Below are 23,414 nucleotides of genomic sequence, written 5' to 3'. Positions count from 1 at the left end.
CTTTCCCTCTCGACAAGAGCTCATCAACACGATCATGCGCGCCATTGCCGAGTACAACGTCGATGCGAAGCCGTTCGCCTGGACGTACACGGGAGATCCGCTCCGTGTTATGTAACCGTACTTTCAGGACGCTACACTAGTGGGAGTGGGAGGTTGCGCCATATCAAAGACGCATCGGACGTGTGGGAGAGGGCCTAACGATCCCCTCCTTTACGTCTGTCTGATCGGCTAAGGGCCTATTCTAACCGACGCACATCTCCGAACGGAACGGCGGGCAGGTGCGCAGCCACTGGTTGTGCAGCCACTCGATACGGGGCAGCGGGGTGGTGGGAACGTAGTGCCTCGGCGGTGGCGTCTGTACCGGCGCCTGTCGCCCTATTCCGCTGGCTACCAAGGCAATCATAACGACGAGGATTACAGCGATCTTGGCGAGCGTTTGGTGTGGCGTCATGCACGCGCTGTCCCTCCCTTCGGTGCTCGCCTCCCGCGCAGGTCCTGAGAATCGCAGAAACATGATGGCCGCTACTATGCTAATCCGTCCTTCCTTTGGGTCTCTATCCAAAATCGGCAGGGTTGCCCGTTCGCCGCCCTACACATTGTCATATCACCGTCACGGGCCTTCACGTGCATATATCGCATGGCTTCTTGTAGACTCGACCTGTCGAACCCTCATTGATTCTAAATGCGTTTTCTGTTGCCGCGTTCAGGGTGCGGCAAATTCCCACATGGCCATGTCGATCCCGTGCTCTTTCAGGCTCTTTTCGGGGCGGGCCGATCTACGCAAATAGGGCCGGCGACCTATGTTTGGTCCGGCTGAAGGTTTGTATCATGACCCTAAGGGCATCCGAAAGAAAGTGTGCCAACATGGGTTCTATGAGGAGGGGCGAACGATGACACCCATCACACGGCGAACGTTTCTCTGGCAGGGCGGGGTCGCGTTGGGAGGCCTGATGGCGGCTCCGCTGCTCGGGGCGCTGCCGGTGAGCGGCGCGACCGACGCCACGGTGGTGACGAAGCTCAACAACGCGCACTGGGGTCTGTTCACCGCGGAGGTCGTGGGCGGGCGCGTCGTTCGTACGATGCCGTTCGGGAAAGATCCGCATCCCAACGCGATGGTGACGGTAATGCCGGACCTGCTGTACGGGTCCGCCCGCGTGAAGTACCCAATGATCCGCCAAGGCTTTTACCGTGACCGGTCGCGCAGCGATACGGCGGGGCGCGGCAACGAGCCGTTCGTGCGGGTGTCGTGGGACGAGGCACTCGACATCGTGGCGGGCGAAATCAAACGCGTGAAAACCCAGTACGGCAACCGGGCGATCTACGGCGGCGACTACGGCTGGCAGAGTCCAGGGAAGTTTCACAGTGCCTCCGGGGCGATGCAGCGGCTGTTTGTGCTGCTCGGCGGCTTTGTCTACCGCGTGAACTCGTACAGCGCGCCCACGTTGCCGGTGATCAGCCCGCACGTGGTCGGCGATGCGGCGCCGCGCGGGTCGGCGTGGCCGAGCCTGATCAAGAACAGCACCTTAGTGGTGATGATGGGGTACGATCCGCTCGTCAACGCGAAGGTGCTCTCTGGAGACGGCGGGCACCTGGTCATGAACTGGGTGACGCAACTCCGGGACGCCAAGATCCCCGTCGTGTCCGTGAACCCGCTGCAAACCGACACCGACGACTTCCTGAAGGCCCAGCGCATCGCGATCCGCCCGAACACGGACACGGCGATGATGCTCGGGACGGCGCACGTATTGTACACGGAGAACCTCCACGATCAGGCGTTCCTCGATAAGTACACCGTCGGCTTCGACAAGTTCGCCGACTACCTGACCGGGAAAACCGACGGGCAGCCGAAGACGCCGGAGTGGGCCGCGCCGATCACCGAAGTCCCGGCCGAGACGATTCGCACGCTCGCGCGCCGCATGGCGAAGTCGCGGACCGTGCTGATGGGCGGCTATCCGCTGCAGCGCGCGTCGCACGGCGAGCAGCCCGTCTGGATGATGATCACGCTGTCCGCGATGCTCGGCCAGTTCGGGCTGCCGGGGGGCGGCGTCCAAATCGACTTCCCTGTGACGATCGGTGCCCCGATCGGCACCGCGCCAGCCGTGCCGGGGTTGACCACGGGCCAGAATCCCGTAAAGGACTTCGTGCCGATCAACATGTGGACCGACATGCTGCTCAACCCAGGCAAGACGATCGATTACGACGGCCAGAGGATCACGTACCCCGACATCAAGCTCGTGTACGTGGCCGGCGGCAACAACTTCCATCACGCAATGGACGTCAACCGGGTGGTGCGCGCCTGGCAGCATCCCGAAGTCACCGTCGTGCACGAGTACGCGTGGACCGCGACCGCGAAGCACGCGGACATCGTGCTGCCGGCGACCACGACGCTCGAGCGCAACGACATCATCTCGACGAGCCAGTTCATCGCGGCGATGCAGCAGGTCGTGCCGCCGCTGTTTGAGGCCCGCAACGACTTTGACATCTGCGCCGCACTCGCCGCCCGTCTCGGCGTCGGCCCGCAGTACACGGAAGGCAAGGACGAGATGGCGTGGCTCCGACAGTTCTACGGGGTGGCCGCGCAGCAGGCTCAAAAGCAGGGGATGGCGTTCCCCGACTTCGATACGTTCTGGCAGCAGGGTTATCTCGAGTTCCCGGTGACGGATGGCGCCGAGCAGCTCGTCGGGTACGGCGATTTCCGTGCCGACCCCGTGAACCATCCGCTCGGCACGCCGTCTGGCAAGATCGAGATCTATTCCGAGACGATCGCATCGTTCAAGTACGACGACTGCCCGCCGCACCCGACCTGGATCGCGCCGAGCGAGTGGCTGGGCAGTCCGCTGACGGCGCAGTTCCCGCTGCATCTGCTCACGCCGCACCCGCCGGATCGGCTGCACTCGCAACTGGACGAGACGCGGCTGCGGCAGCAGTATGAGGTCGGTGGGCGCGAGCCGATCTGGATCAATCCCGCGGATGCTTCCGCCCGGGGCATCGCCAACGGCGACGTCGTACGGGTGTTCAACGGTCGCGGGCAGACGCTCGCGGGAGCCGTCGTCACCGCGCGCACGCGGCGCAGCGTCGTCGTGATGCACGAGGGCGGCTGGTACGATCCGCTCAACCCGGGGGCAGCCGGGACGCTGGATCGCCACGGGAGCGTCAATAACGTGACAAGCGACGCGCCGAACTCGAAGCTGTCCGACGGCAACGCGTCACACTCGTCGCTCGTGCAGGTGGAGAAGTACGTGGGCGTGCCGCCGGCCGTCACGGCGTTCACGCCGCCAGCGGGCGCGTGACATGCGCCCGAACTGGGAGGTGAAAGGATAGTCTTGACGGGTTGAACGTGACACATAGTGTGGCCGGACGGGTCACACTATGTGTCCTACGCGCCGCACGTAGTTGCCCCGTAGACACATAGCAATCCTTGGGAGGGCGGAAATCCAACGCCCTCTCCTTTCTTTTGCAGGACTTCCTTCGACTGTCCTGGGACCTCTTAGACAAGTTTTAGACAAGTAACAATGTTCACCACAAGCACCGCGTAGGAATCCATATTTGGCAAGCATTTGGGGGCACAGGATGCCGGTCGATCTCGGGTTTCACTGGTCGATGCTCAACGACTACGACCGAAACGCGCTGTACCGCGCGGCGATCCGGCGAGTGGCGCCGGATCGGGTCGTGTACGACCTCGGGGCGGGGGTGGGCCCGATGTCGTACTATGCGCTCACCGCGGGCGCGCGTCGCGTCTATGCCTTCGAGGTCGATCGGGATGCGCTCCCGTACCTGCGCCGGCTCTCCTGCGAGTTTCGAAACTTCGTGCCGCGCCGCGCCGACGTCCTGCGGGCCGCGCTGCCCCGCGAAGCACCGGACGTCATCATCTGCGAGATGTGGTCCGCGTGGCTGACCGACTGGCCGATGGTCAAGGCCCTTGAGCGGGTGCGGGCGCGGGCGCCGCGCGCGCAGGTCATCCCGGCCCGCGGCCACCACCTCGTCCAGCTCGTGCACGCGCGCCACCGGTCCGGGCTTCCGCTGCGCGTCACGCCGGGCACGGAAGCCGCGGTGATCGGCGAAACGCCGGCGACGCTGGACATGTCGCTGCCGGCCCTGGCGTGCGTCTCTGATTTCCGCGAGCGGGTCCCGCCCGTGGACGCGACCGTGGCGCTCGTCCCGCTCGTCACCGGTTCCGTGAACGCAGTGCGCCTGTTCAGCTACGAGGAAGTCTGGCCGGGTCACCTTCTGCCGCGCATCGGAACGCGCGCGGACGAACTGCTCCGGTGGATCCCGTCCGTACGCGTGCGCGAGGGACGGCGCGTGCGCCTGCGCGTCCAGTACGCATGGGGCAAAGCGCCTCAGATCTGGCTCGAGTAGGCGCGACGTGATGACGTGACCGCGGTCAAGACCCGTCGTGCCCCTCCGTTGACGGCGGGCGTGCGGCGTGTCCATCCCGCACGCTTTGCTGAGGGCGCCGCTGTGGTACGATCGCAGAGAGCGGGCAACGACCTCGCGCCTAGCGCACCGCGCCGTAGGCGTCTCGCCGGGGATCCACCCCCAGCGCCCGGACGCCCGTCCCGGGATCGATTCCGATCGCCTTGGCGCTACCGACGCTCACCGGGCTCGCGCCCTCCACGGCAAGCTCGGCCCAATCCGCGATCGTCGTGACCCCGTATCCGTCCGACTCGAGCGCGCGGCGCGCCTCCGGCGGGAACCGACCCTCCAGAAACATCGCGGACAGCGTGTCGTAGTGGAGCGCGCCGCCGAGCAGAAACCGCGGCGCCTCGACCGCCTCCTGTGGGCTAAGCCCGTAGTCGAGGACGTTCGTCACCACCTGGAGATTGGTCTGCACCTGGCTGTGCCCCCCCGGCGTCCCTCCGATGAGACGCAGCCGATCGTCCCGCGTCACCATGTACGTGTGCAGTGTGTAGACCGGCGTCTTGCCGCCGGCGACGAGATCCGGATGGTCCGGCCGGACGCTCGCAGAGTCGAGCCGACCGTTGACGAGGATCCCGGTACCGGGGATCATCACGCCGGCATCGGTCCACAGGCTCTGGATCATCGACACCGCGTTGCCCTGCGCGTCGATCGCGGACAACGCCGTCGTGTCGCCGGACCGATCCGCCCGCGCCGCAGACGTCGCGCGCCCGCGCAACCCGGCGCGGATCTCAGCGACGCGCGAGGGGGACAGCACGCGATCGAGCGTGAACCCGGTCCACCGCGGATCCCCGAACCAGCGGTCGCGGTCCTCGAACGCGGCACGGACCGCGTTCGCGAGCAGCACGACCCGGTCCCCGCTCTCGTACGGGACCGTCCCGAGGTCCACGCCCGCAAGCGCGCTCAACATCTGCGCGAGCATCCACCCCTGGGACAACGGTGGCGGCGTGTGGAGAACGTGGCCGCGGTACGCCGCGCGCACCGGCTCCCCCCACACCGCATGGTAGGCGGCGAGGTCCCGCGCGGTCACGAGCCCGCCTGCGTCTGCGAGCCCCCGCACGAACGTCGTGCCGAGCTCGCCCTCGTAGAAGTCGCGGGCGCCCCGCTCGGCGAGCCGGCGGAACGTACCGGCGAGATCGGGCTGCCGGAACAGCGTGCCGGGCGCCGGCGGATGGCCGCCCGTAAGGAGCACCGAGGCGCACGCCCCGTTCGCCCGGTACTTGTCCTGATACGTCTGAATCCAATGGGTGAGCGACTCGTACATCGGGAACCCGCGCTCCGCCAGCTCGATCGCGGGGTGCAGCAGCTCGGCCCACGGGAGCGTGGCGAACCGCGCATGCGCCTGGCTCCACCCGTCGAGGATCCCCGGCACCGTGGAGAGGATCCCGCCGCGGTCAGGCATCCCGCCGCGAAAGTGCGCGGGCGTCACCGCCTCCGGCGCCGGACCACCCGCGTTGAGCGCGTGCACGCGCCCCGTCCCCGCATCGTAGATCAGGAAGAACCCGTCGCCCGCCACCCCGCACATGTGGGGGCGGACGACGGCCACGGCCGCGGCGGTCGCGATCGCAGCGTCAATGGCGTTGCCGCCACGGTCAAGAATCCGCATGCCGGCGGCGACCGCCAGCGGATGGCCCGCCACGACCGCCGCCCCGGCGCCGCGGATCGGCCGGTACCGCGTCTTGCGCGCACCGGTCGGACTCGAGGTCGCGCTCACTCTGCCCCACCCCCATCGCCGCCGCGGATGCACGTCCCCGAGTACGCTACGCGCCAGGCCGGGGCTTCACCTGCGCGGACGCCGCCGGGGCCGTGGTCAGGATATCCGCCAGCGGGTACGTCGAGGCCGAGGCCGAAGACGCGTGTGGCGAGGGCGACGGGACGATGGTCCTCCTCAAGTTGATCATGAGCGGCGCGCTGACGATCGCCATCTTCGGCGGCCTCCTGTTCCTGCCGGCAGGCACGCTGCATTGGTGGCGGGCGTGGGTGTTCCTCGGTGTGGTTTGCGTGGCCACGGTGGCGACGTATGTGAGTATTTTCCCCGGCAACGAGGCCCTCCTCAACGAACGCCTGAAGGGACCGATCCAGCAGGGACAGCCGCTTGCGGACAAGATCGTCACCGTCGCGTTGGTCGCCACCACATTCGGGCTGATCGCGTTCATCCCCCTCGACGTCTTCCGGTTTCGCCTGATGGGCGAGCCCGGAGTCTTGGTGTCATCGCTTGGGTTGGTCCTCTTTGTCGCGGGATGGTGGATCATCGCGCTTGGCCTGCGAGAGAACGCCTTCGCCGCGCCGGTCGTGAAGCTCCAGGCAGAGCGGCACCAAACGGTCATCGACACCGGAGTCTACGCAGTCGTGCGACATCCCATGTATGCGGGGGGCATCCTGTTCTTCGTTGGCATGCCCCTGTGGCTCGGATCCTACGCGGCGGCGCTGCTCGCGAGCGTTCCGATCGCAACGGTTGTGGCGCGGGCCACGATCGAGGAGCGGTTTCTGAGGCGGGAACTGGCGGGCTACGACGCGTACATGGCCCGCACGCGGTACAGATTGATCCCGTTTGTCTGGTAGAACGGCCAGCGTTCACGTGCTCGCGTGATGCCTCACGCCGGAAGCCGCAACTCCCGCGCCAACCGCTCCAACTCGGCGAGGCTCTGCGCGAGCGTGAGTTGACGATAGCTGATGTCCGCGACCAGGAGGCGAACCCCGAGCACCTCGTACCGCGCGGCCAGCTCCCGGGTCAACGGATGGGCCACCCCGGGCCGGGCGGTGAGGAACAGGTCCTCCATGGAACGCCCGGCGTGGGCGACGAGCGGGGCGAGGCGCGCGAGCCCGTCCTTCACCTGCTCGGGCCCGAGGCCGAGCGGGTGCCAGCCGTCGCAGGCGGCGGCGACCCGGCCCAGCGCGGCGTCGCTCTCCCCACCCCCTAGGATCGGAAGGCGCGCGCCCTGCGGCGGCTTCGGGTCCATCGCAAACGGCGCGAATCGGTAGAACACTCCGTCGAACTGCACGGGGTCGCGGGCCCAACTCGCCTTCAGCACCCGGATCGCCTCGACGATACGGCGCCCGCGGTCACGAAACGGCTGGCCGAGCAGCGCAAATTCCTCCTCCAGCCACCCGGCACCGACGCCGAGGATGACGCGCCCGCCCGACAGGAAGTCGAGCGTGCCGACCGTCTTCGCGACGGCCAGCGGCGGGCGCATCGGTAGCACGAGCACCGATGTGCCGAGGCGGACTCGGCGCGTGACCGCGGCGGCCCAGGTGAGGGCCGTGAACGCGTCGAGGTACGGGACCGTCGGCTCCCACGGCGCGCGCCGATCGGCGGTATAGGGGTACGGGCTCTGGATCGAGAGCGGCATCACGATGTGGTCGGTCACCCACAGCGACGTAAAGCCAAGGGCCTCGGCCCGCGTCGCGACCGCGGCGAGCGCCTCGGTTGTCGCGACCGGACCGGCGACGGGCAACGTGACACCGTACTCCATGCGAACCTCCCCGCGCGGAGGATCAGGATCCTCCGGTTTGTCCTCTCCGTCGCCGGCCGGTCACTTGTCGAGCGGGTACAGTGGCCGCGTGACGTGCCGAAACACGAGCTTTTCCATGTTACAGCAATTGGCGCCGGGCGTCTCCGCGATCAGGAGCTCTGCGGCAATCGGCCGGTACGAGACGCGGAAGTGCGACGGGGACTTGACGAACACGAGGTCCGCCTGTGACGGCTCCAGCCCAACCGAGCGGAACAGCCCGGGATCCCACTCGAGTGTCGGCAACTCGCGGAGGAGGATGGAGATGCCGCCCAGGGCCAGCACCGCGATCCGCCCCTGGTGCACGGCGACGCCCGTCATCCCTGGTCCCGTCATCGTGAACGTCCCGTCGCCGAGTGCGCGCACGGTTCCGGTGACGGTGACCGGATGGCCGTCGGCGCGGTTGACCGTGTGGCCGAGCGGCACCGTGATCGCCGCGCCCACCCCGGCCGCGTGCGCGGCACGCACGGCCGGCGCGTCCACCAGCGTGAGCAGCGCGGTCTTGCCCGACCGGTCGACGCCGCGCGCGAGCAGGGCGCGCAGCACCGCGGCGTGATCGCCGGCGCTCCCGCCGCTCGGGGCGTCGCCGGAGTCACCAATCACGACCGGCCCACGAGGAGCGGCTAGGGCGCGTCCGAGCGCGTCGTCGAGGGACGGCAGGTTCGGCGCAAACTCGGCGCGCCGCTGCCACGCTTCGTCGCACAGCGCCTCGGCGGCGCGGCGCGCCGCGTCCCGGTCGCCGTCCGAGACCACGACCGCCGCGAACCCCAGGTCCGGGACGTCGAGCCACGGCTGCACAGGGAACAGCGACCCCGCGAGAATGCGCCCCTCGGCCTCGAGCGCGGCCGTCCGGTTCATCAGGTCCCGGAACGGCGGCGCATCGGTGGTCGTGCTCGAGGGACTCAGCAGCAGGTGCCGCTTCGCGAGCTCGGTGACCGGCCGCACCTCGCCGGCGACCCGCCGCAGCAAGAGGCGCGCCGTACGCTCCCCGGTCTCGTAGATGTCGGTATGGGGGTAGGTCTTGTAGCCGACCAGGATGTCGGCGGACCGGGCCATCTCGGGCGTGATGTGCCCGTGCAGGTCGAGGCTTGCGGCCACCGGTACGGCGGGTCCCACGAGCCGCCGGACCGCGTGCAGCACCAGCCCGTCGCCGTCCGGGTGGTCGTCCAGCACGAGGGCGCCGTGGAGGCTCAGCAGCACCGCGTCTACCGGCATCGCCGCACGCAACCGCCGCAGCAGATCGTCGAGGATCGCGTCGAACGCCGTATGGCGCAGCGGCCCGCCCGAGCACGCATGGGCGCCGACGAGCGGCACCGGGATGACGCCGCGCTCGGCGAGCACATCGAGAAACCCCGCTAGCTCGATCCGCGGCCCACGGGCGAGCGCGAGCACGTCCTCCCCCGCGACGAACGTGTCGGCCTTGAACCAATCCAGATCGCTCGGGCCGGGGGCGAACGTGTTCGTCTCCTGCTTGAAGGTGGCGACGGCGATTCGCATCCTACGCGTCCCCGGGCACCGCGAGCACGAACGCGAGGGCGTCGCCGGAGACGACGCGCGGCAGCGTGCGCAGGAACAACACCCGCCCGCTGCGCGCGGCCGGCACGTCGGCAAGCACCGTCCCGTCGGGGTCTCGCACCTCACCGAGCGACTGGCCCTGCGTCACCCGGTCCCAGACGCGGATCGCGGGCACGAACAGGCCGGACGTCGGACTGAGGTGGTCCACCTGGAGGTGCCCGGCCCCCTGGACGTCGGTCTCAACCAGGTAGCGCGGCGGGTCCACCGGGTAGCGGCCTTCGAGAATGCCGAGAAACGCGAGGACGTTCCGGACGCCCTGCACGGCCGTGGCCCGGTCGTGCGGCCGGCACCGCCCTTCGCCGGGCATCTCGACGTAGATCGCTGGCAACCCGCGCTCCCCGGCGGCCGACAGCGTCCGGCCGGGCAGGCCGCCGGTTCCCCAAACCAGGTCCAGCCCGAACGCGATCGCGGCGGCGCGTTGGACCCGCCCGAGGTCCCCGGGTCGCATGTGGTAGCCGGCGAGCGGATGGATCGCGTACATGGTCCCGCCGCCGTGAAGGTCGAGCAACAGATCGACCTGGGTTAGCAGGTAGGTCGCGTACGCGTGCGCGACCCGCTCGCTCGGCGTGCCGTCGCGGCGGCCGGGGAAGATCCGAGCGAGGTTCTGGTGGTCCCAAGCACCCTCCCGCGTCGCGGTGGAGAACGCGGGGCCGTTCGTGATGGGCACACCGAAGAACGTCCCTCGCATCGTGCGCGGGTCCAGGGCAGCAAACACATCCTGGATCGCGACCGGGCCCTCGTACTCGTCCCCGTGCACCGCCCCGGTGGCGAGCAGCGTCTTGCCGGGCGCATGCCCACGCGCAACGAGCGCCGGAAACGCAAGGTCCTGACCATCGGGCAGGCGGTCGATCACGAGACGAAGGCGCCGCTTCGTCCCCGGCGGCACCGCCGCGAGCGAAAATTCGCAGACGGGGATGCGGATCGGGTCATGGGGCATGAAACGTCGAACCCCCCCTCGCTCAGCGTGTCGGCCGCAAGACGCGGAGCACCCGCCGGCGCGCGCGCGGGGTCACGTCTGCCCCGAGGGTGCGCGAGATCGCGGCGCACGCGTCGAGCAGCTCGGGCGCGATCGCTCCGAGCCGTCGGGCGCCCATGCGTGCCACCGGCGCGGCGATGCTCACCGCGCCGACGACCCCGTGTCCGTCGAACAGCGGCGCGGCGACGCACACCGCGCCGACGGCCTGTTCCTGCCGGTCGATCGCGTACCTGCGGTCGCGAACGGCGCGCACTTCGGCCACAAACCTTGGCACCGTCGTGATCGTCCGCGCGGTGAAGCGCGGCATCCCGGCCGCACGCAGCAGCTTCGCGAGTTCGGGTTCCGGGATATGCGCGCCGATCGCCTTGCCGAGCGCAGTCGCGTGCAGCGGGACGGTGCTTCCGGGCGTCTCGACGAACCGGAGCGGCCGCGGGCTCGGCAGCACGTCCAGGTACACCACGCGGCGATCGTGCCACACGGCGAGGTTCACGGTGTCGCCCGACCGGTCATGCAAGTGTTGCAGGTATGGTTGCGCCACGCGGCGGAGGTCGACGATCGCGTGCGCGACCTGGGCGAGCTGAATCAACCGCAGCCCCGGATGATACGTGCCGCCGGGGCCGCGTTCGATAAAGCCGCGACCCTCCAGCGTGACGAGGGAGCGGAACGCCGTGGCCTTTGGCATACCGGTGCGGGCCGCGACCTCGCCGAGCGTGAGCGGGCCCTCGGCGAGCGTCTCCAACATGGCGAGCCCGCGCTCGAGCGCTGCCACCGCATACCGGCGCGACTCCGCAACCGCGAAGCCCCGGCGTCGAGCGGAACGGCCGAACCGCCGCTTCGGTCCGACTGCGGGCCGGGCACCCCCGCCGCGCCCGCTCCGATCGCGGCGCGGGCGAAGCCGCCTCGCGGCGCCGGCGGCGCGGGCGCGTCCCGCGCGCCGAGTTGCGGGCGGCGTGCCAACGCGTCGCCGGGAACGGGCCGTCACCATCCGCCGTACGCCACCCAGCCGCCGTCTGCCATCGTGAGCGACCCGTTGACGAAGGACGCGCGCGGCGAGCAGAGAAACGCGGCGACCTCCGCCATTTCCTCCGGCGTGCCCCAACGGCCCTGCGGCGTGCGCCGCTCGACCACCTCGCCCGAGAAGTCGATCGGCATCTCCCGGACGGTGCTGATGTAGCCGGGACCGAGCGCGACGACGCGCAGGCCATGGGGCGCCCACTCGCAGGCCAGCGCCTGCGTCAGCCCCACGAGGCCGTGCTTGGCGGTGCAGTACGCGGCGCGCCGCGGCATCCCCCGGATCGAGAACACGGACCCGATGTTGAGGATGACGCCGCGGCGGGCGGGGATCATCACGCGCGCGGCGGCCTGACTCATCAGGAACGCGCCGGTCAGGTGCGTATCGATGAGACCGCGCCACGCATCCAGCTCGAGGGTCAGCGTGTCGCGGATCTGGCCGGTCCCGGCATTGTTGACGAGCACGTCCAGCCGGCCAAACTCCCGCACCGTTTCGTCGACGATCCGCCGGACATCGGCCGGGTCGCGCACGTCCGCGACGAGCCCGTGCGCGCGGGCGCCCGACACCCGCAGACGCTCCACCGCGTCGGAGACGCGGTCGGCGCGGCGCGCGCAGATCGTCACCGCGGCTCCGCCGGCGCTGAGGCGTCTGGCGATCGCACCGCCGATGCCCTGACTACCGCCGGTCACGATCGCCACCTGCCCCGCGAACTCGCCCTCGACCGCGTTGTCCGTCACGACCGCGTCCCTCCTCGCGGGCCGCGCGCGGCCCCGCAGATCTCGCACCGGAGCGTTCCCCTAGGCCACGTCGGCCGGCCCGGCGCGCACCTCGACGAACGCGGCGCGCGCCGCCTCGAGCGTCCGTGTCACGTGTTCCGCGGTGTGCGCCGCGCTCAGATACCATCGTCCGCCCGGAACGACGCGCACGCCGCGCCGCAATATCGCCTCGGCGAACTGCGCGTACTGGACGGCGCCTTCGCTCCTCGCGACGCGCGGCTCGTCGATCGCCGGGCGGTCCGTGATCCACATGTGAAACACCGGCCCCGACCCCTGCACCAGCACGGGCACGCCGACCTCCGCCCCGAGCCGACGCAACCCCTCCATCAGCGCCCGCCCGGTCGCCGTCATCCTCGCGTAGACGTCGCCGCCGCCGGCGGCGAGGGCTTCGAGCGTCGCCTTGGCAGCGGCCATGGCCGGCGGGTTGCCGTTGTACGTACCGCCGTGCAACACGGCGCCGGATCCCAGTTGCTCCATCAGATCGCGCCGCCCGCCGACCGCGCTCAGCGGGAACCCGTTCGCAATCGCCTTGCCGAACACGGTGAGGTCCGGACGGACACCGAGCAACGACTGGGCGCCGCCCAGCGCCACGCGAAAGCCCGTAATCACCTCGTCAAAGATCAACACCGCGCCGTCGCGGGCGCACCACGCGCGGATCGCTTCGAGGTACCCGGGCCGCGGCGGGATGACGCCAGTGTTGCACAGGATCGGCTCGAGGATCACCGCCGCGATCTGGCCGCGGTAGCGGGAGGCGGCCACCTCCACGGCCTGCAAGTTGTTCCAAGGCAGCACGAGCACGTCCTGCAGCGCACTCGCCGGCTGGCCTCCGGTGCCCGGGAGGGCCGGCGCGACCGGCCCTTCCGGCTCGGGTCGGTCGGCGACGAAGATCGTGTCGAGCCAGCCGTGGTAGTGCCCTTCGAAGCGGATGACCTTCCACCGCCCCGTGGCCGCACGGGCGATCCGGATGGCCGCGTGCACCGCTTCCGAACCCGACGACGCGCACCGGAGAACTTCGCTCGACGGTACCGCAGCCCGGAGCCGCTCGGCGACGTCCGCCTCGAGCGGATGCTGGCCGGCGAACGCCACCCCGTCCCGCACGGCGGCCACCACGGCGTCGGTGACCCTCGGGTCTCCGTGCCCGAGGATCACCGGGCCCATCCCGAGCATGTAGTCGATGTAGGTGTGGCCGTCGAGATCCTCGATCTCGGCCCCCCGCCCGCGCGCGACCACGAGCGGGGCCGGGCGCTCCGCGAGACGGATGTTGCTGTTGACGCCGCCGGAGAGCACCCGGCGCGCGCGTGCCATGTACGCGGGGGCACTCGTGTATTCGTACGGCCACGCATCCTCGGGTCTACGGCTCATGCGCCGATCCTCCTCGCCGCCAGACGACTCGCGCCGGTGTTTCATTGCACAAAACCGAATTTCATGACCCGATCGCCACCCATGATAGCGGGGGACGTGTGCGGCGGTCAAGACGCGCGCCCCCCGTCGGCGGCGTGCGGTCGACACGCGGAGGAAAAAAAGAAACGATGTTTCGCACAGCGATACGCCGGGGATCCCCGCCGATGCGGAAGATTGTACGTCGTCGCGGAGGCGAAGCAGGAGCTGATGTCGCGGACCGCGTAACGGAGGCCGCAAGACCACAGGCGACGGAGGTGGCGGATGGCAGTGCAGGGAGAAACGATCGCGGTCTTCGGAGGCGGACGCGGGCTCGGGCGGGCGGTGGCGCTCGCCGGAGCACGGGCGGGCGCTCGGATTGTCGTGGCCGCGCGGACGCGTGCCGATGTCGAAGCCGTGGCCGCGGAGGCGCGCGCGCTCGGCGCGGAGGCACAGGCGGTCGCCGCGGATGCGCGCCGGTCTGCGGACGTCGAGGCGGTGCTCGCGGCGGCGGACCGGTGGGGCCCTGCGGGGATCGTCGTCAGCACGGTCGGCGAATCCCTCGTCAAACCGTTCGAACAGTGCACGCTCGACGACTGGCACCGCGTCATCGAAGGCAACCTGACGCCGGCGTTTCTGATCGCGCAGGCGGCGATGCCGCGGCTGATCGCGCGCCGCGGAGGCCGCTTGGTGCTCGTCTCGTCGCGCGTCGCCGTCAACGGCGGGGCGATCGCGGCGATCTACGGCGCGGCCAAGGCGGGCGTCGTCGGTCTGGCCCGGTCGCTGGCGCTGCTCGGCAAGCCGTACGGCGTCGCGGTGCACGCCATCTGCCCGGCCCCGATGGATACCCCGATGCGGTGGGCGGCGACGCCGGAGTTCGACCGCACGAAGGTCATCCCCGCGGAGGCCGTTGCCGACGTGATCCTCGCGGTCGCGGCGTACCCGTCGGTCACGCTTGAGGACGTGATGGTGCCGGCGGCGGTGACGTACACCGCGTAGGAACCTGGCCGCGCCCAGAGAACACTACGTCATCGCCAGGCCGGGAGCCCACCATCGACACGCCCGTTCCACACAACGACCGGCGTCTGCCCGAGGGTGCCGTCCAGCAACGGCCCGATCTGCCCGAGCGGCCGATCTTGGACGCCGGGTCGCCGTGCCCTGCCTGCGGTCACCCCATGGTCCGCCTCTGGTGCCGCGTCCGCTGCGAGGCGTGTGGGTTCTTCGAAGGCTGTGAAGACTGACCTCGAGGAGTCGATGATGTTTGAGCTGGTCAAAACCCTGACAGAGCTCACCGGGCCGACCGGGCGCGAGGACGAGGTCCAGGAGTGGATCGCGCGCGCGTGGGGCGAGCGCGGCCTCCGCGTGGAGCGCACGCCGATCGGCAACGTGATGGCGCATCTGGGAGGGACGGGGCCGAAGCTCCTGATCGGCGCGCACGCGGACGAGATCTGCTTCCGCGTCAAGAGCGTCGACGATCAGGGCTTTGTGTGGCTGACCGCGGGCCGCGGTCTCGGCGAGCAGCGCCCGCCGGAGCCCACTCCGCTCGGGCTGGTCGCCGAGATCCTGACCGAGACCGGGATCGTTCGCGGGACGTTCGTCACGGTCACGGGGCACGTCATGACCCGGCAGCAGCGCGCCCGCCTCGAGCGTGAAGGTACCGACTGGATGGACTTCTACGTGGACATCGGCGCGCGCACGCGCGCCGACGCCGAATCGCTCGGCATCCACCCGGGCTGCCCGGTGATCAACGCGGTGGTGACGCGGCGCGAGGGTAAGAACATCGTCGGCAAGGCGATGGACGACCGCGCCGCGCTCGCGCTCATGACGGCGATGCTCGACGGGCTCGACCGGTCGCGCCTCCAGTACGACGTCTGGTTCACCTCGACGATCGCGGAGGAAATCGGCCTGATCGGCGCGCGCTCGGCGGCGGCCGGGTTCGACGTCGGGCTGATCGTCGAGGTGGGCCTCGCGGGTGACATTCCGCTCGTCGACCGCCGGCAGATGCCGGTCTCGCTCGGCGCCGGGCCGATCGTCGTGCACAAAGACATGACGCTCCCCTACAGCACGGTGCCGACGCGCGCGGTGATCGGCGCCGCCCGCGGCGCCGGGATCCCGTTCCAGCACGCCGTGTTTCAGAACTTTTCGAGCGACGGCCGCGAGTGGATCCAGGAGGGCGTACCCACGGCGATGGTGGCGTTCCCGTGCCGGTACACGCACAGTCCAAACGAGACCGTGCAGGAGTCGGACCTCGTGCTGACCGCAGACCTGCTGCGTGCGTTCGTCACGACGCCGCCCGCATAGGGCCGTCGCGCCAGTGCGCGGACGCGGCGGACCACCGGCGGCCCAACCGCGGTCGCACGGTTAAACACGGTACAGGAAACGCAGGCGTGGGGCGATCGCAAAGTTGAGCTGCAGCAGCACGATGAACGCGATGCTCCAATACGTACTGACGACGCAGAGCAGCGCCCCCAGCGCGTACAGCGCTTGCGCGACCACGATGCGCCGCTCCATCGAGGCCCGCACGTCCGGCGGCGTACCCTCCCGCAGCAGGCCTGCCCGGAGCACATAACGCCAACTGCCGTAGAGCGTCACGCCGAGCAGGAGCACGGTGATCCAGTAGGCGAGCAGCGCGACGCGATAAGTGATGAACGCGGCCAACAGCGCCGTCGAAAACGGCGTGACCGACACCGCGAGTAAGAACGCGATGTGGATCCACGCCACGTTCCGGTCCCCACGAGCGAGCCAGTTGAGCTGGGTTTGCTGGCCGATCCAGAAGATGCCGAGGGTCATGAAGCTCATCAAGTACGCGATCAACCGCGGCGTCAACGCCACCACGGCGCGCCACAGATCGTGCTCGGTGTGAATTGCCTCGGTCGCCGGCACGTGGAGGTCGAGCACGAGCAGCGTCATCGCGATCGCGAACACGCCGTCGCTCAGCGCCGCGAGGCGTTCCAGGCTTTGACCGGCGAAGCGATTGTACACCGCTTCCATGACGTCTGCGCACTCGCCGGCGCGGGGCGGGCCGGCGGACGCGCCGCCTGCCCGCCGCCGTCACGCCAGCCGGTACACGCCCGGTTTGACTTCGGGGAACCGATTCCACACCTCCCCGTCGTGCCCGGGGCAAATCAGATCCTCTTTACCGCCCGCGAGCGTCCGGATCCGTTCCATGCCCCGCAGGCACTCCGCGATCGCACCCAGGTGGATCGCCGGCGGCGCCCAGTCTCGCAGGTTGCGGTAGGTCGTGAGCGCGTCATTCGCAATCACAAACGGCCCCTTCCCCGTGCGGACGGTCACGATCTGCATGCCCGGCGAGTGGCCGCCGACCCACTCCACCCCGACGCCGTCGGTGATCTCGGCGTTGCCGTCCACAAGTCGGAGTCGGTTGCCGGATCGCAGCGCCGCGAGGTCGGAGGCGAAGCAATCGCTCAGAAACCGCTGGTGCCACCGCTCGGCGGCGCCGTAGTCGGTCCAAAATTCCAACTCTTTGCGATTCACCCAGAACGTCGCCTTCGGGAAGATGCCCTCGACGTCGAAGTGATCCCAGTGCAGATGGGTCAGGATCACCGTCGGCACCGCGGCAGCATCCACGCCGGCCGTCGCCAGCAGTTCGTCCCGCGTTCGCATCTGCTCGACCGGCACGCCCTTGGCCTTCCCCAGGCGCGGGGTGAACCCCGTGTCAATCACGATCGGGCCGGCAGGACCCTGGAGCAGCCACAGAAAGTATGCGGAGGTGGTGGTCTCGCCCGCCGGGTACATGTACATGCGGGTCGACCAGTCCACGGTCCGCCCTCCTGGGCTCAGCGCGTAGATCTCGTACGTGCCCGGCATCGGTCCCTCCTCGCGCGCGTCGCAGTCGTGTGGGCGCCGCCGGTCGCGGGACATCTTGGTCCACCCCATGATGCCGAGCGCCCGCGGGCGACGTTTGGGATGCTACGCGACCGCGCCGATGGCCTCCTGCCGCAGGAGCCGGGTGACGGCCGGCCGCAACCGCGCCAGGAGCCGGTCGATCGCCTGCGAATCGTGTGAACGTCGATTCCAAGGAGGACTCCATGCCGCGCCTCATCTACCTTGAAGCCATGACCGGATACGACGCACGGGAGAACGCCCGCCGACTCGAGATCCTGCGGTCGTACCTCAGCCCGGGATTCACGATCGACACGCTGAGGCCCGCCGACGGCCCGAAGGTCCTCGAGCAGCCCGAAGACTTCGCGCAGATGCAGCGCGCGGCGCTCGGCGCCGTCACGGGAGTGGCACCCGACGCATGCGGCGCGATCATCGCGGGCGGGGCCGTGGATCCCGGCCTCGACGCGCTGCGGGCCGCAGCCCGCGTGCCGGTCGTCGGACCCGGAGAAGCCTCCCTGTATCTTGCGCGGCTCCTGGGATCTCGGCTCGCGATCCTCACCGTGGAACCCGCCGTGCCCGGCGCCTACGCGATGATCCAGCACGTCGCGGCGAAGCCGGACGTGGTGGTCGTGCGTCCGATGAAGACCACGGTGCGGAAGATCCTCGCCGATCCGGACGAGGGCCGGAGGGTCATGCGCGAAGCCGCAGCCGCGGCGATCCGGGAAGATAAGGCCGACGTGCTCTACCTCGGCTCGATGACCCAAGGCACGCTCGGCATCACGCAGGACCTCCGGGCACAGTTCGGCGTGCCGGTGCTCGACCCGCTGCCCGTCTCGATCCGCACCGCCGAGCAGGCCGCCGCCGCGCGGGGCTAGCGAGTCCGGACGGTCCCGGGCCCTCGCCGGTGGCCACCGGCGAGGGCCCGGGCAGGCGCATTCGAGGAGCGAATCTCCCGGCGGTTACTTGGCCGAGAGCGTCACCTGCGCGAGCGGGTCGCCGCCGAACAGGACAAACGGCTCGTAATTGTGCACCCGCGGGGTGGTGAAAAAGATCTCCTTGATGACATAGTACTCGATCGCCGGCACGTCGGTCGCCAGCCGCACCTGGATGTCATGCAACGCCTTGTTGCGTGTCACCGGCGACGCAAGGGTCCGCTGCGCCAGAAAGAGGTCGTCGATCCCCGCGTACCGCGCGATGTTGAGGCCGGCCGGGGGGTTCTCGCTGCTGAGGAACGTCAGCGACAGCAACCCGTCAGGGTCGGGCGACACGGCGTCCCCGATCACCGACGCCGGCGTGGTGGGCTTGATCCGCTCCTGGACGAGTGTCCCGCGCTCGAGCGGGCGCGGCTCCATCTGGATACCGACCTGGGCGAAGTTGGCCGCCAGGAACTGCGCCGCGTTGATGTCGAGGGTGTCGTTGTAGGTCGTGAAGAATCCCTTGATCGGCAGCTGCGCACCGGACTCCTGCAGCAGCTGCTTGGCCTTCGCAAGATCGGTCGTGTTCTGCGGGTTCACCGAGGCGTCGTACCCGGTCATGCCGGCCATGACGATGCCGGCGTACCCTGGGACGCCGTAGCCACGCAGGACCGCGGACGCGAGCCCCTTGTAGTCGATCGCGTACCGCATCGCCTGGCGGACCTTCACGTTGTCGAACGGCTTCACCGTCATGTTGATCTCGAGCCAATCGGTGCGCAGCGCCGTCTTCGCGATCACCACGACGCCGGGCGTGTGCTGATACTCGGTCGCCACGACCGGATCGCCCGCGGCGTTCGTGATGTCCACCGCGCCCGACTTCACCGCAAGCGCGGCGGTCTGGGCGTCGGCAATGACGCTGAAGTCAATCCCGTCAAGCGCGGGCTTGCGCCCCCAGTAGTCGGGGTTGCGAACCAGCAGCACGTCCTGGCCGGGGGTGATCGACTTGACCATGAACGGACCGGTCCCGATCGGCGTCTTTTCGTAACCCGCGCGCCCGAGTTTGTCCCATGCCGCCTTCGACATGACCCAACCGGTCGACGGCTCGACGTTCACGACGCTCCAGACGAACCCCTGGAACGGAGCGTTGAGGTGAAACACCGCCGTGTAGGGATCCGGACACGCCACACTGTCGACGATGGCCGCCTGGGACTGCCAGAACGAATGGTTCGCGGGATCCTTGTGGAAGTTCCAGGTGAACTGCACGTCCGCGCAGGTGAACTCCCCGTACCCCTGCTGCCATTTGACGCCCTTCCGGAGCGTGAACGTCCACGTCTTGCCGTCGGGGCTGACCGTGTAGGCGGTCGCAAGGTCCGGCTCGATCTTCCAGGTCTTGGCGTCGGCCTGGAGCAACGCATCGTAGATCTGGGCCATGATCTGGGTGTCCTCGCCGGTCGTCGTGAAGGCGGGGATCTTGTTCGTCCCGGTGGAGATCTGCGCGTACCGCAATATCGTGTCGGCGGCTCCGGCAGGCCCACCCGTTCCGCCCGCCGCCAGGACGACGGCGACAACCAAGAGCACGGCCCAACGGGCCGCGGTGACCACGTAGCGACGCATGCGTGCGTCCCCCTCTCCGTGGAACGGATCCGGCCGGTTGACGTCCGCCCCGAGGGCGGCGTTCAGCGGCCGCCGAGCTGTGCGAGCGCCTCGTCCGCGGCCCGCCTCGCCTCACGCACCGCGAACGCCGTGCGGTTGCGCTCGCGCACGAGCCGGGTCAGCAGAAACTCGTACTCGTCGGTGCCGGGGCTGAGCGAGGCGAGCCGGTGCGCGCCCTGCAGCCCGGGGAGCGGTGACGTCGGCACCGCGAGGTCGTGATCGAACTGGCCGGTCCGCGTGTAGTCGACCGGGATCAACATCCGGCTGATCCCCATGCGCGCCCGGTTGATCGCCGACGCCTCGGCGTCGGTCGCCGCCGCGGCCGCGCGCGCTCGGAGTTCCTCCACCGTCGAGCGGAGCGCCGCAAGCTCGCGCGCGACCGGCGAGAGGTCGACGCGGTCGCCGCACGCCGCCTGCAGGTCCCGCACCGTGTCGTGGAGATCCGCGAGCACCGGGCCGTGGTCGATCGGGAGCAGCGCCGCGGTGCACAACCGATACAGGAGCACCGCGTAGATCTCCGCGTCCCGTTTGAGGAACGCCGGGTCGATCTTGTCCACGGTGTCGTCCGGCGTGTGCCACCACCACCCGGGGCCGCCGCTCTTGCCGACGCCGCCGCTGATCTGATGGTGCAGCGCCAGCAGCACGGGATCGGCGTGCTCGGCGGGTTGCTCGGACAACAACATCAGCAGCGACGGAATCCCGTGGCCCCAAAACGACTGGTCGCCCGCGCGTCCGTAGCGCCGGGGCGAGAGCCGCTGCCCCGCGAGCTGCTCGATCACGTCGCTCGCGAACTCCCGCAACTCGCCCATGCTGTTGCCTTCCGACAAGACCGTCGCGCCCCGGCCGCCGACCGAGTCCACGTTCACGTGGGCCACGCAGCGATCGTGCAAATCGTGCCAGAAGTGGTCGGCGTACCATGCGGACCCGGCGTACCTGGCGTGCGAGTGCCCCGACCAGAAGGCCACCCGGAACCCCCGGCGGAGGTCCGCACGGCGCGCGCCCAAGACGCGCGCCACCTCGAGCATGGTCGCATTGGCCGTCCCGTTGTCCATCGCCCCGTAATACCACGAGTCCACGTGCCCGCTGAACATCACGAACGTCTCCGCGTCGGATCCCGCCTGGGCCGCCCGGAGGTCCCCGACAAGGCAGGGGAGCTGCTTCCAGCCGCGATACACGCGCGTGTCGAGGTGGACCTCCACGGGTCCCGCCTGCGCGAGGTCCCGGAGACGGGCCCCTTCGTGGCCGGTCACCGACACCGAGGGCGTTGTGGGCAAGAGACGCGCCGTCTCGGGCGTCGGCGTCCCCCACACCGGGGAGAGCGCCCGTTCGTGGAGGTAGGTCCCGGCGATCCACACCGAGCCCGCGGCGCCCGTGGCTTCCACCGCGAGGTTCTTGTTCGGGGCGATGATCCCGTCCACGAGCGCGATCTTCCCGCGCAGGTCGACGCGGCGAAGCTCTTCGTCCGTGCCGCGCCCCACGTAGACTAGGGGCCCCGCGAGGCCGCCGCGCGGCGTGGACACCGCAAACGCGTGGGTCGCGCAGGGAACGCGAACCGCACCGGCGGACGCGGTGAGGGTTGCGGACTCCGGCCACGACACCAGCCCTGGGTGCAGGTACCGGCTGGTCTCAAGCCCGTACGCGCGGAGACGCTCCTCGATCCAGTCGAACGCCTGCGCCTCGTCCGGGGTCCCGGACAGACGCACCCACTGCGAGATCGCCCGCGTCGCTGCCATCAACCGGTCCGCGGAAACCGCTTCGACCAGGGTCCGTTCGCCGACGTCGAGGGAGCGCACCGGCATCCACTGAGCCTCCTCTGCCTCTCCCCACCGTCCGTGCCCGCGACGAGGTACGCGGTCGTGAACGCGACCGAGAGAGCATCTCCTATCCGTGGAGCCGAAGGATTCGCCGCGGGGCCAGAAATCTCCTCACAGAGGGTGCTGCGCGCGGGCCACGAATGTGTCCGCGGCGTGAGGGTGCCACGATCCTCTCAGCGGAGGCTCATGCCCGTGCGCAACTGGTACCGGTCGGTTCCCCTCATGCTGGCCCTGGCGCTGCTCGCGCCCGGTGCCGTTCCCGCCGCGACCAGTGCCGGCATGGCACCCGACTACACCCCGCCCCGGGGCGCCTACAACCCCGCGGTGACCCAGACCAACATCAACCAGACGATCTGCGTCCGCGGCTGGACCAAGACCGTGCGACCGCCCCGGGCCTACACGGATCAGCTGAAGCGCCGGCAGATCACCGCCCGGCACCTCCCCGGACCTGTGGGGGCGTACGAAGAAGACCATCTCATTCCGCTCGAGCTCGGCGGTCACCCCACCGATCCGACCAACCTCTGGCCGCAGCCGTGGGATCAGGCCAAACGCAAAGATACCTGGGAGCTGAGTCTGAATCGGGCGGTGTGCGCCGGCCGGATGTCGCTTGCGGACGCCCGGCGTCAAATCGCCGACCCATCGCGCTGGCAGTAAGGGGGGCACCGGCCGGGGTGGTGCGGGTGCGAAGGGAGGCCATTCCGGCGCGGCAGCGAAATCCAACAACCCCAAGAACTGCGGCGCGCGATCATCGCAGACGACGCCGAACGACCGGTCGAGCGGAGGGAGCCCGGGAAATGGAATCGACGAACAAGGTTGCCGTTGTGACCGGCGCCGGAACAGGTGTCGGGAGGGCCGTAGCGCTGGCGTTGCTGCAGGAGGGATACGCGGTCGTCCTCGCGGGGCGCCGCAAGGAACCGTTGGACGCGACGGCTCGGACCGCGACCGAGTCGGCATCGCGGGTGGTCGTGGTGCCTACCGACGTCACGAACCCCGCGTCCATCAAGGCGCTGTTCGCCAGGACGAAGGACGCCCTCGGCCGGTTGGACCTGCTGTTCAACAACGCCGGGATCGGCGCCCCGGCGGTGCCGCTCGAGGACCTCACGTATGACCAGTGGAAGGCCGTCGTCGACACCAATCTCACGGGCGCCTTCCTCTGCACCCAAGAAGCGTTCCGGCTCATGAAGACCCAGGTGCCCCGCGGCGGTCGCATCATCAACAACGGCTCGATCTCGGCGCATGCCCCGCGGCCGAACTCGGCACCGTACACCGCGACCAAGCACGCGATCACCGGCCTCACCAAATCGACCTCGCTCGACGGTCGCAAGTACGACATCGCCTGCGGTCAGATCGACATCGGCAACGCCGCGACCGACATGACGGCACGCATGGAGGCGGGCGTTCCGCAGGCCGACGGATCCACGCGCGTCGAGCCCAGAATGGATCCCACCTACGTGGCTCGCGCGGTCGTCTACATGGCGAGCCTCCCGCTGGACGCGAACGTCCAGTTCCTGACCGTCATGGCGACCAAGATGCCGTTCATCGGCCG

The 23,414-nt window shown here is 69.5% G+C and carries 19 protein-coding genes; 8 read left to right on the top strand and 11 right to left on the bottom strand.

Features of this window, described 5'->3' with window-relative positions; translation table 11 throughout:
• Window positions 1-890 precede the first annotated feature (890 nt).
• On the top strand, window positions 891-3,290 hold the full coding sequence (locus VKZ50_16885; GenBank protein HLJ61403.1) for a molybdopterin-dependent oxidoreductase: 2,400 nt from the start codon (window positions 891-893) through the stop codon (window positions 3,288-3,290).
• 280 nt (window positions 3,291-3,570) lie between these two features.
• Window positions 3,571-4,359: a hypothetical protein gene (locus VKZ50_16880; GenBank protein ID HLJ61402.1), complete on the top strand. Its 789-nt coding sequence runs from the start codon at window positions 3,571-3,573 to the stop codon at window positions 4,357-4,359.
• Between the two features lie 139 nt (window positions 4,360-4,498).
• Here VKZ50_16880 and VKZ50_16875 read toward each other — a convergent pair whose 3' ends face one another.
• Window positions 4,499-6,133, bottom strand: coding sequence for a gamma-glutamyltransferase family protein (locus tag VKZ50_16875; GenBank protein ID HLJ61401.1), 1,635 nt, complete (start codon window positions 6,131-6,133; stop codon window positions 4,499-4,501).
• A 92-nt stretch (window positions 6,134-6,225) separates the two neighbouring features.
• On the opposite strand from VKZ50_16875, the gene VKZ50_16870 reads away from it, so the two are divergent.
• Window positions 6,226-6,981, top strand: a complete 756-nt coding sequence (locus VKZ50_16870) for an isoprenylcysteine carboxylmethyltransferase family protein (protein ID HLJ61400.1) — start codon at window positions 6,226-6,228, stop codon at window positions 6,979-6,981.
• Between the two features lie 32 nt (window positions 6,982-7,013).
• On the opposite strand, the gene VKZ50_16865 is transcribed toward VKZ50_16870, so the two are convergent.
• The 6 genes from VKZ50_16865 to VKZ50_16840 form a co-directional block, all read right to left on the bottom strand.
• On the bottom strand, window positions 7,014-7,892 hold the full coding sequence (locus VKZ50_16865) for a TIGR03619 family F420-dependent LLM class oxidoreductase (protein ID HLJ61399.1): 879 nt from the start codon (window positions 7,890-7,892) through the stop codon (window positions 7,014-7,016).
• A 60-nt stretch (window positions 7,893-7,952) separates the two neighbouring features.
• Window positions 7,953-9,425: a M81 family metallopeptidase gene (locus tag VKZ50_16860; protein ID HLJ61398.1), complete on the bottom strand. Its 1,473-nt coding sequence runs from the start codon at window positions 9,423-9,425 to the stop codon at window positions 7,953-7,955.
• Between the two features lies 1 nt (window position 9,426).
• The gene (locus VKZ50_16855; GenBank protein ID HLJ61397.1) at window positions 9,427-10,440 is read right to left on the bottom strand and encodes a M14 family metallopeptidase; all 1,014 of its coding nucleotides are present in this window, start codon (window positions 10,438-10,440) and stop codon (window positions 9,427-9,429) included.
• Between the two features lie 22 nt (window positions 10,441-10,462).
• Entirely contained in the window at window positions 10,463-11,248 is a 786-nt protein-coding gene (locus VKZ50_16850; protein ID HLJ61396.1) for an IclR family transcriptional regulator, read from the bottom strand.
• Between the two features lie 209 nt (window positions 11,249-11,457).
• Window positions 11,458-12,228, bottom strand: coding sequence for an SDR family oxidoreductase (locus tag VKZ50_16845; protein ID HLJ61395.1), 771 nt, complete (start codon window positions 12,226-12,228; stop codon window positions 11,458-11,460).
• A gap of 60 nt (window positions 12,229-12,288) precedes the next feature.
• Window positions 12,289-13,629, bottom strand: coding sequence for an aspartate aminotransferase family protein (locus VKZ50_16840; protein ID HLJ61394.1), 1,341 nt, complete (start codon window positions 13,627-13,629; stop codon window positions 12,289-12,291).
• Window positions 13,630-13,929: 300 nt separating this feature from the next.
• On the opposite strand from VKZ50_16840, the gene VKZ50_16835 reads away from it, so the two are divergent.
• Together VKZ50_16835 and VKZ50_16830 are read left to right on the top strand one after the other, a co-directional pair.
• Window positions 13,930-14,643, top strand: a complete 714-nt coding sequence (locus VKZ50_16835; GenBank protein ID HLJ61393.1) for an SDR family oxidoreductase — start codon at window positions 13,930-13,932, stop codon at window positions 14,641-14,643.
• Between the two features lie 255 nt (window positions 14,644-14,898).
• A complete protein-coding gene (locus VKZ50_16830; protein ID HLJ61392.1) occupies window positions 14,899-15,945 on the top strand; it encodes a M20/M25/M40 family metallo-hydrolase in 1,047 nt (348 codons plus the stop codon).
• 60 nt (window positions 15,946-16,005) lie between these two features.
• On the opposite strand, the gene VKZ50_16825 is transcribed toward VKZ50_16830, so the two are convergent.
• On the bottom strand, window positions 16,006-16,635 hold the full coding sequence (locus VKZ50_16825) for a TMEM175 family protein (GenBank protein ID HLJ61391.1): 630 nt from the start codon (window positions 16,633-16,635) through the stop codon (window positions 16,006-16,008).
• A gap of 60 nt (window positions 16,636-16,695) precedes the next feature.
• A complete protein-coding gene (locus tag VKZ50_16820; GenBank protein HLJ61390.1) occupies window positions 16,696-17,472 on the bottom strand; it encodes an N-acyl homoserine lactonase family protein in 777 nt (258 codons plus the stop codon).
• 221 nt (window positions 17,473-17,693) lie between these two features.
• Between VKZ50_16820 and VKZ50_16815 the strand changes: the two genes are divergently transcribed.
• The gene (locus VKZ50_16815) at window positions 17,694-18,362 is read left to right on the top strand and encodes an aspartate/glutamate racemase family protein (protein ID HLJ61389.1); all 669 of its coding nucleotides are present in this window, start codon (window positions 17,694-17,696) and stop codon (window positions 18,360-18,362) included.
• 84 nt (window positions 18,363-18,446) lie between these two features.
• Here the strand turns inward: VKZ50_16815 and VKZ50_16810 are convergent, their stop codons facing one another.
• Entirely contained in the window at window positions 18,447-20,015 is a 1,569-nt protein-coding gene (locus VKZ50_16810; GenBank protein ID HLJ61388.1) for an ABC transporter substrate-binding protein, read from the bottom strand.
• Window positions 20,016-20,077: 62 nt separating this feature from the next.
• Window positions 20,078-21,853, bottom strand: coding sequence for a M28 family peptidase (locus tag VKZ50_16805; protein ID HLJ61387.1), 1,776 nt, complete (start codon window positions 21,851-21,853; stop codon window positions 20,078-20,080).
• A 207-nt stretch (window positions 21,854-22,060) separates the two neighbouring features.
• On the opposite strand from VKZ50_16805, the gene VKZ50_16800 reads away from it, so the two are divergent.
• Window positions 22,061-22,522 (top strand): hypothetical protein, encoded by a 462-nt coding sequence (locus tag VKZ50_16800; protein ID HLJ61386.1) that lies wholly within the window; start codon window positions 22,061-22,063, stop codon window positions 22,520-22,522.
• Between the two features lie 140 nt (window positions 22,523-22,662).
• Window positions 22,663-23,414 (top strand): SDR family oxidoreductase (locus VKZ50_16795; protein HLJ61385.1); only part of this gene is annotated, 752 nt, incomplete at its 3' end.

Source organism: bacterium, assembly GCA_035295165.1.
Lineage (GTDB): Bacteria > Sysuimicrobiota > Sysuimicrobiia > Sysuimicrobiales > Segetimicrobiaceae > JAJPIA01.
The sequence above is the reverse complement of the archived record's forward strand: the minus strand, read 5'-3'. Positions and strand labels throughout refer to the sequence as shown.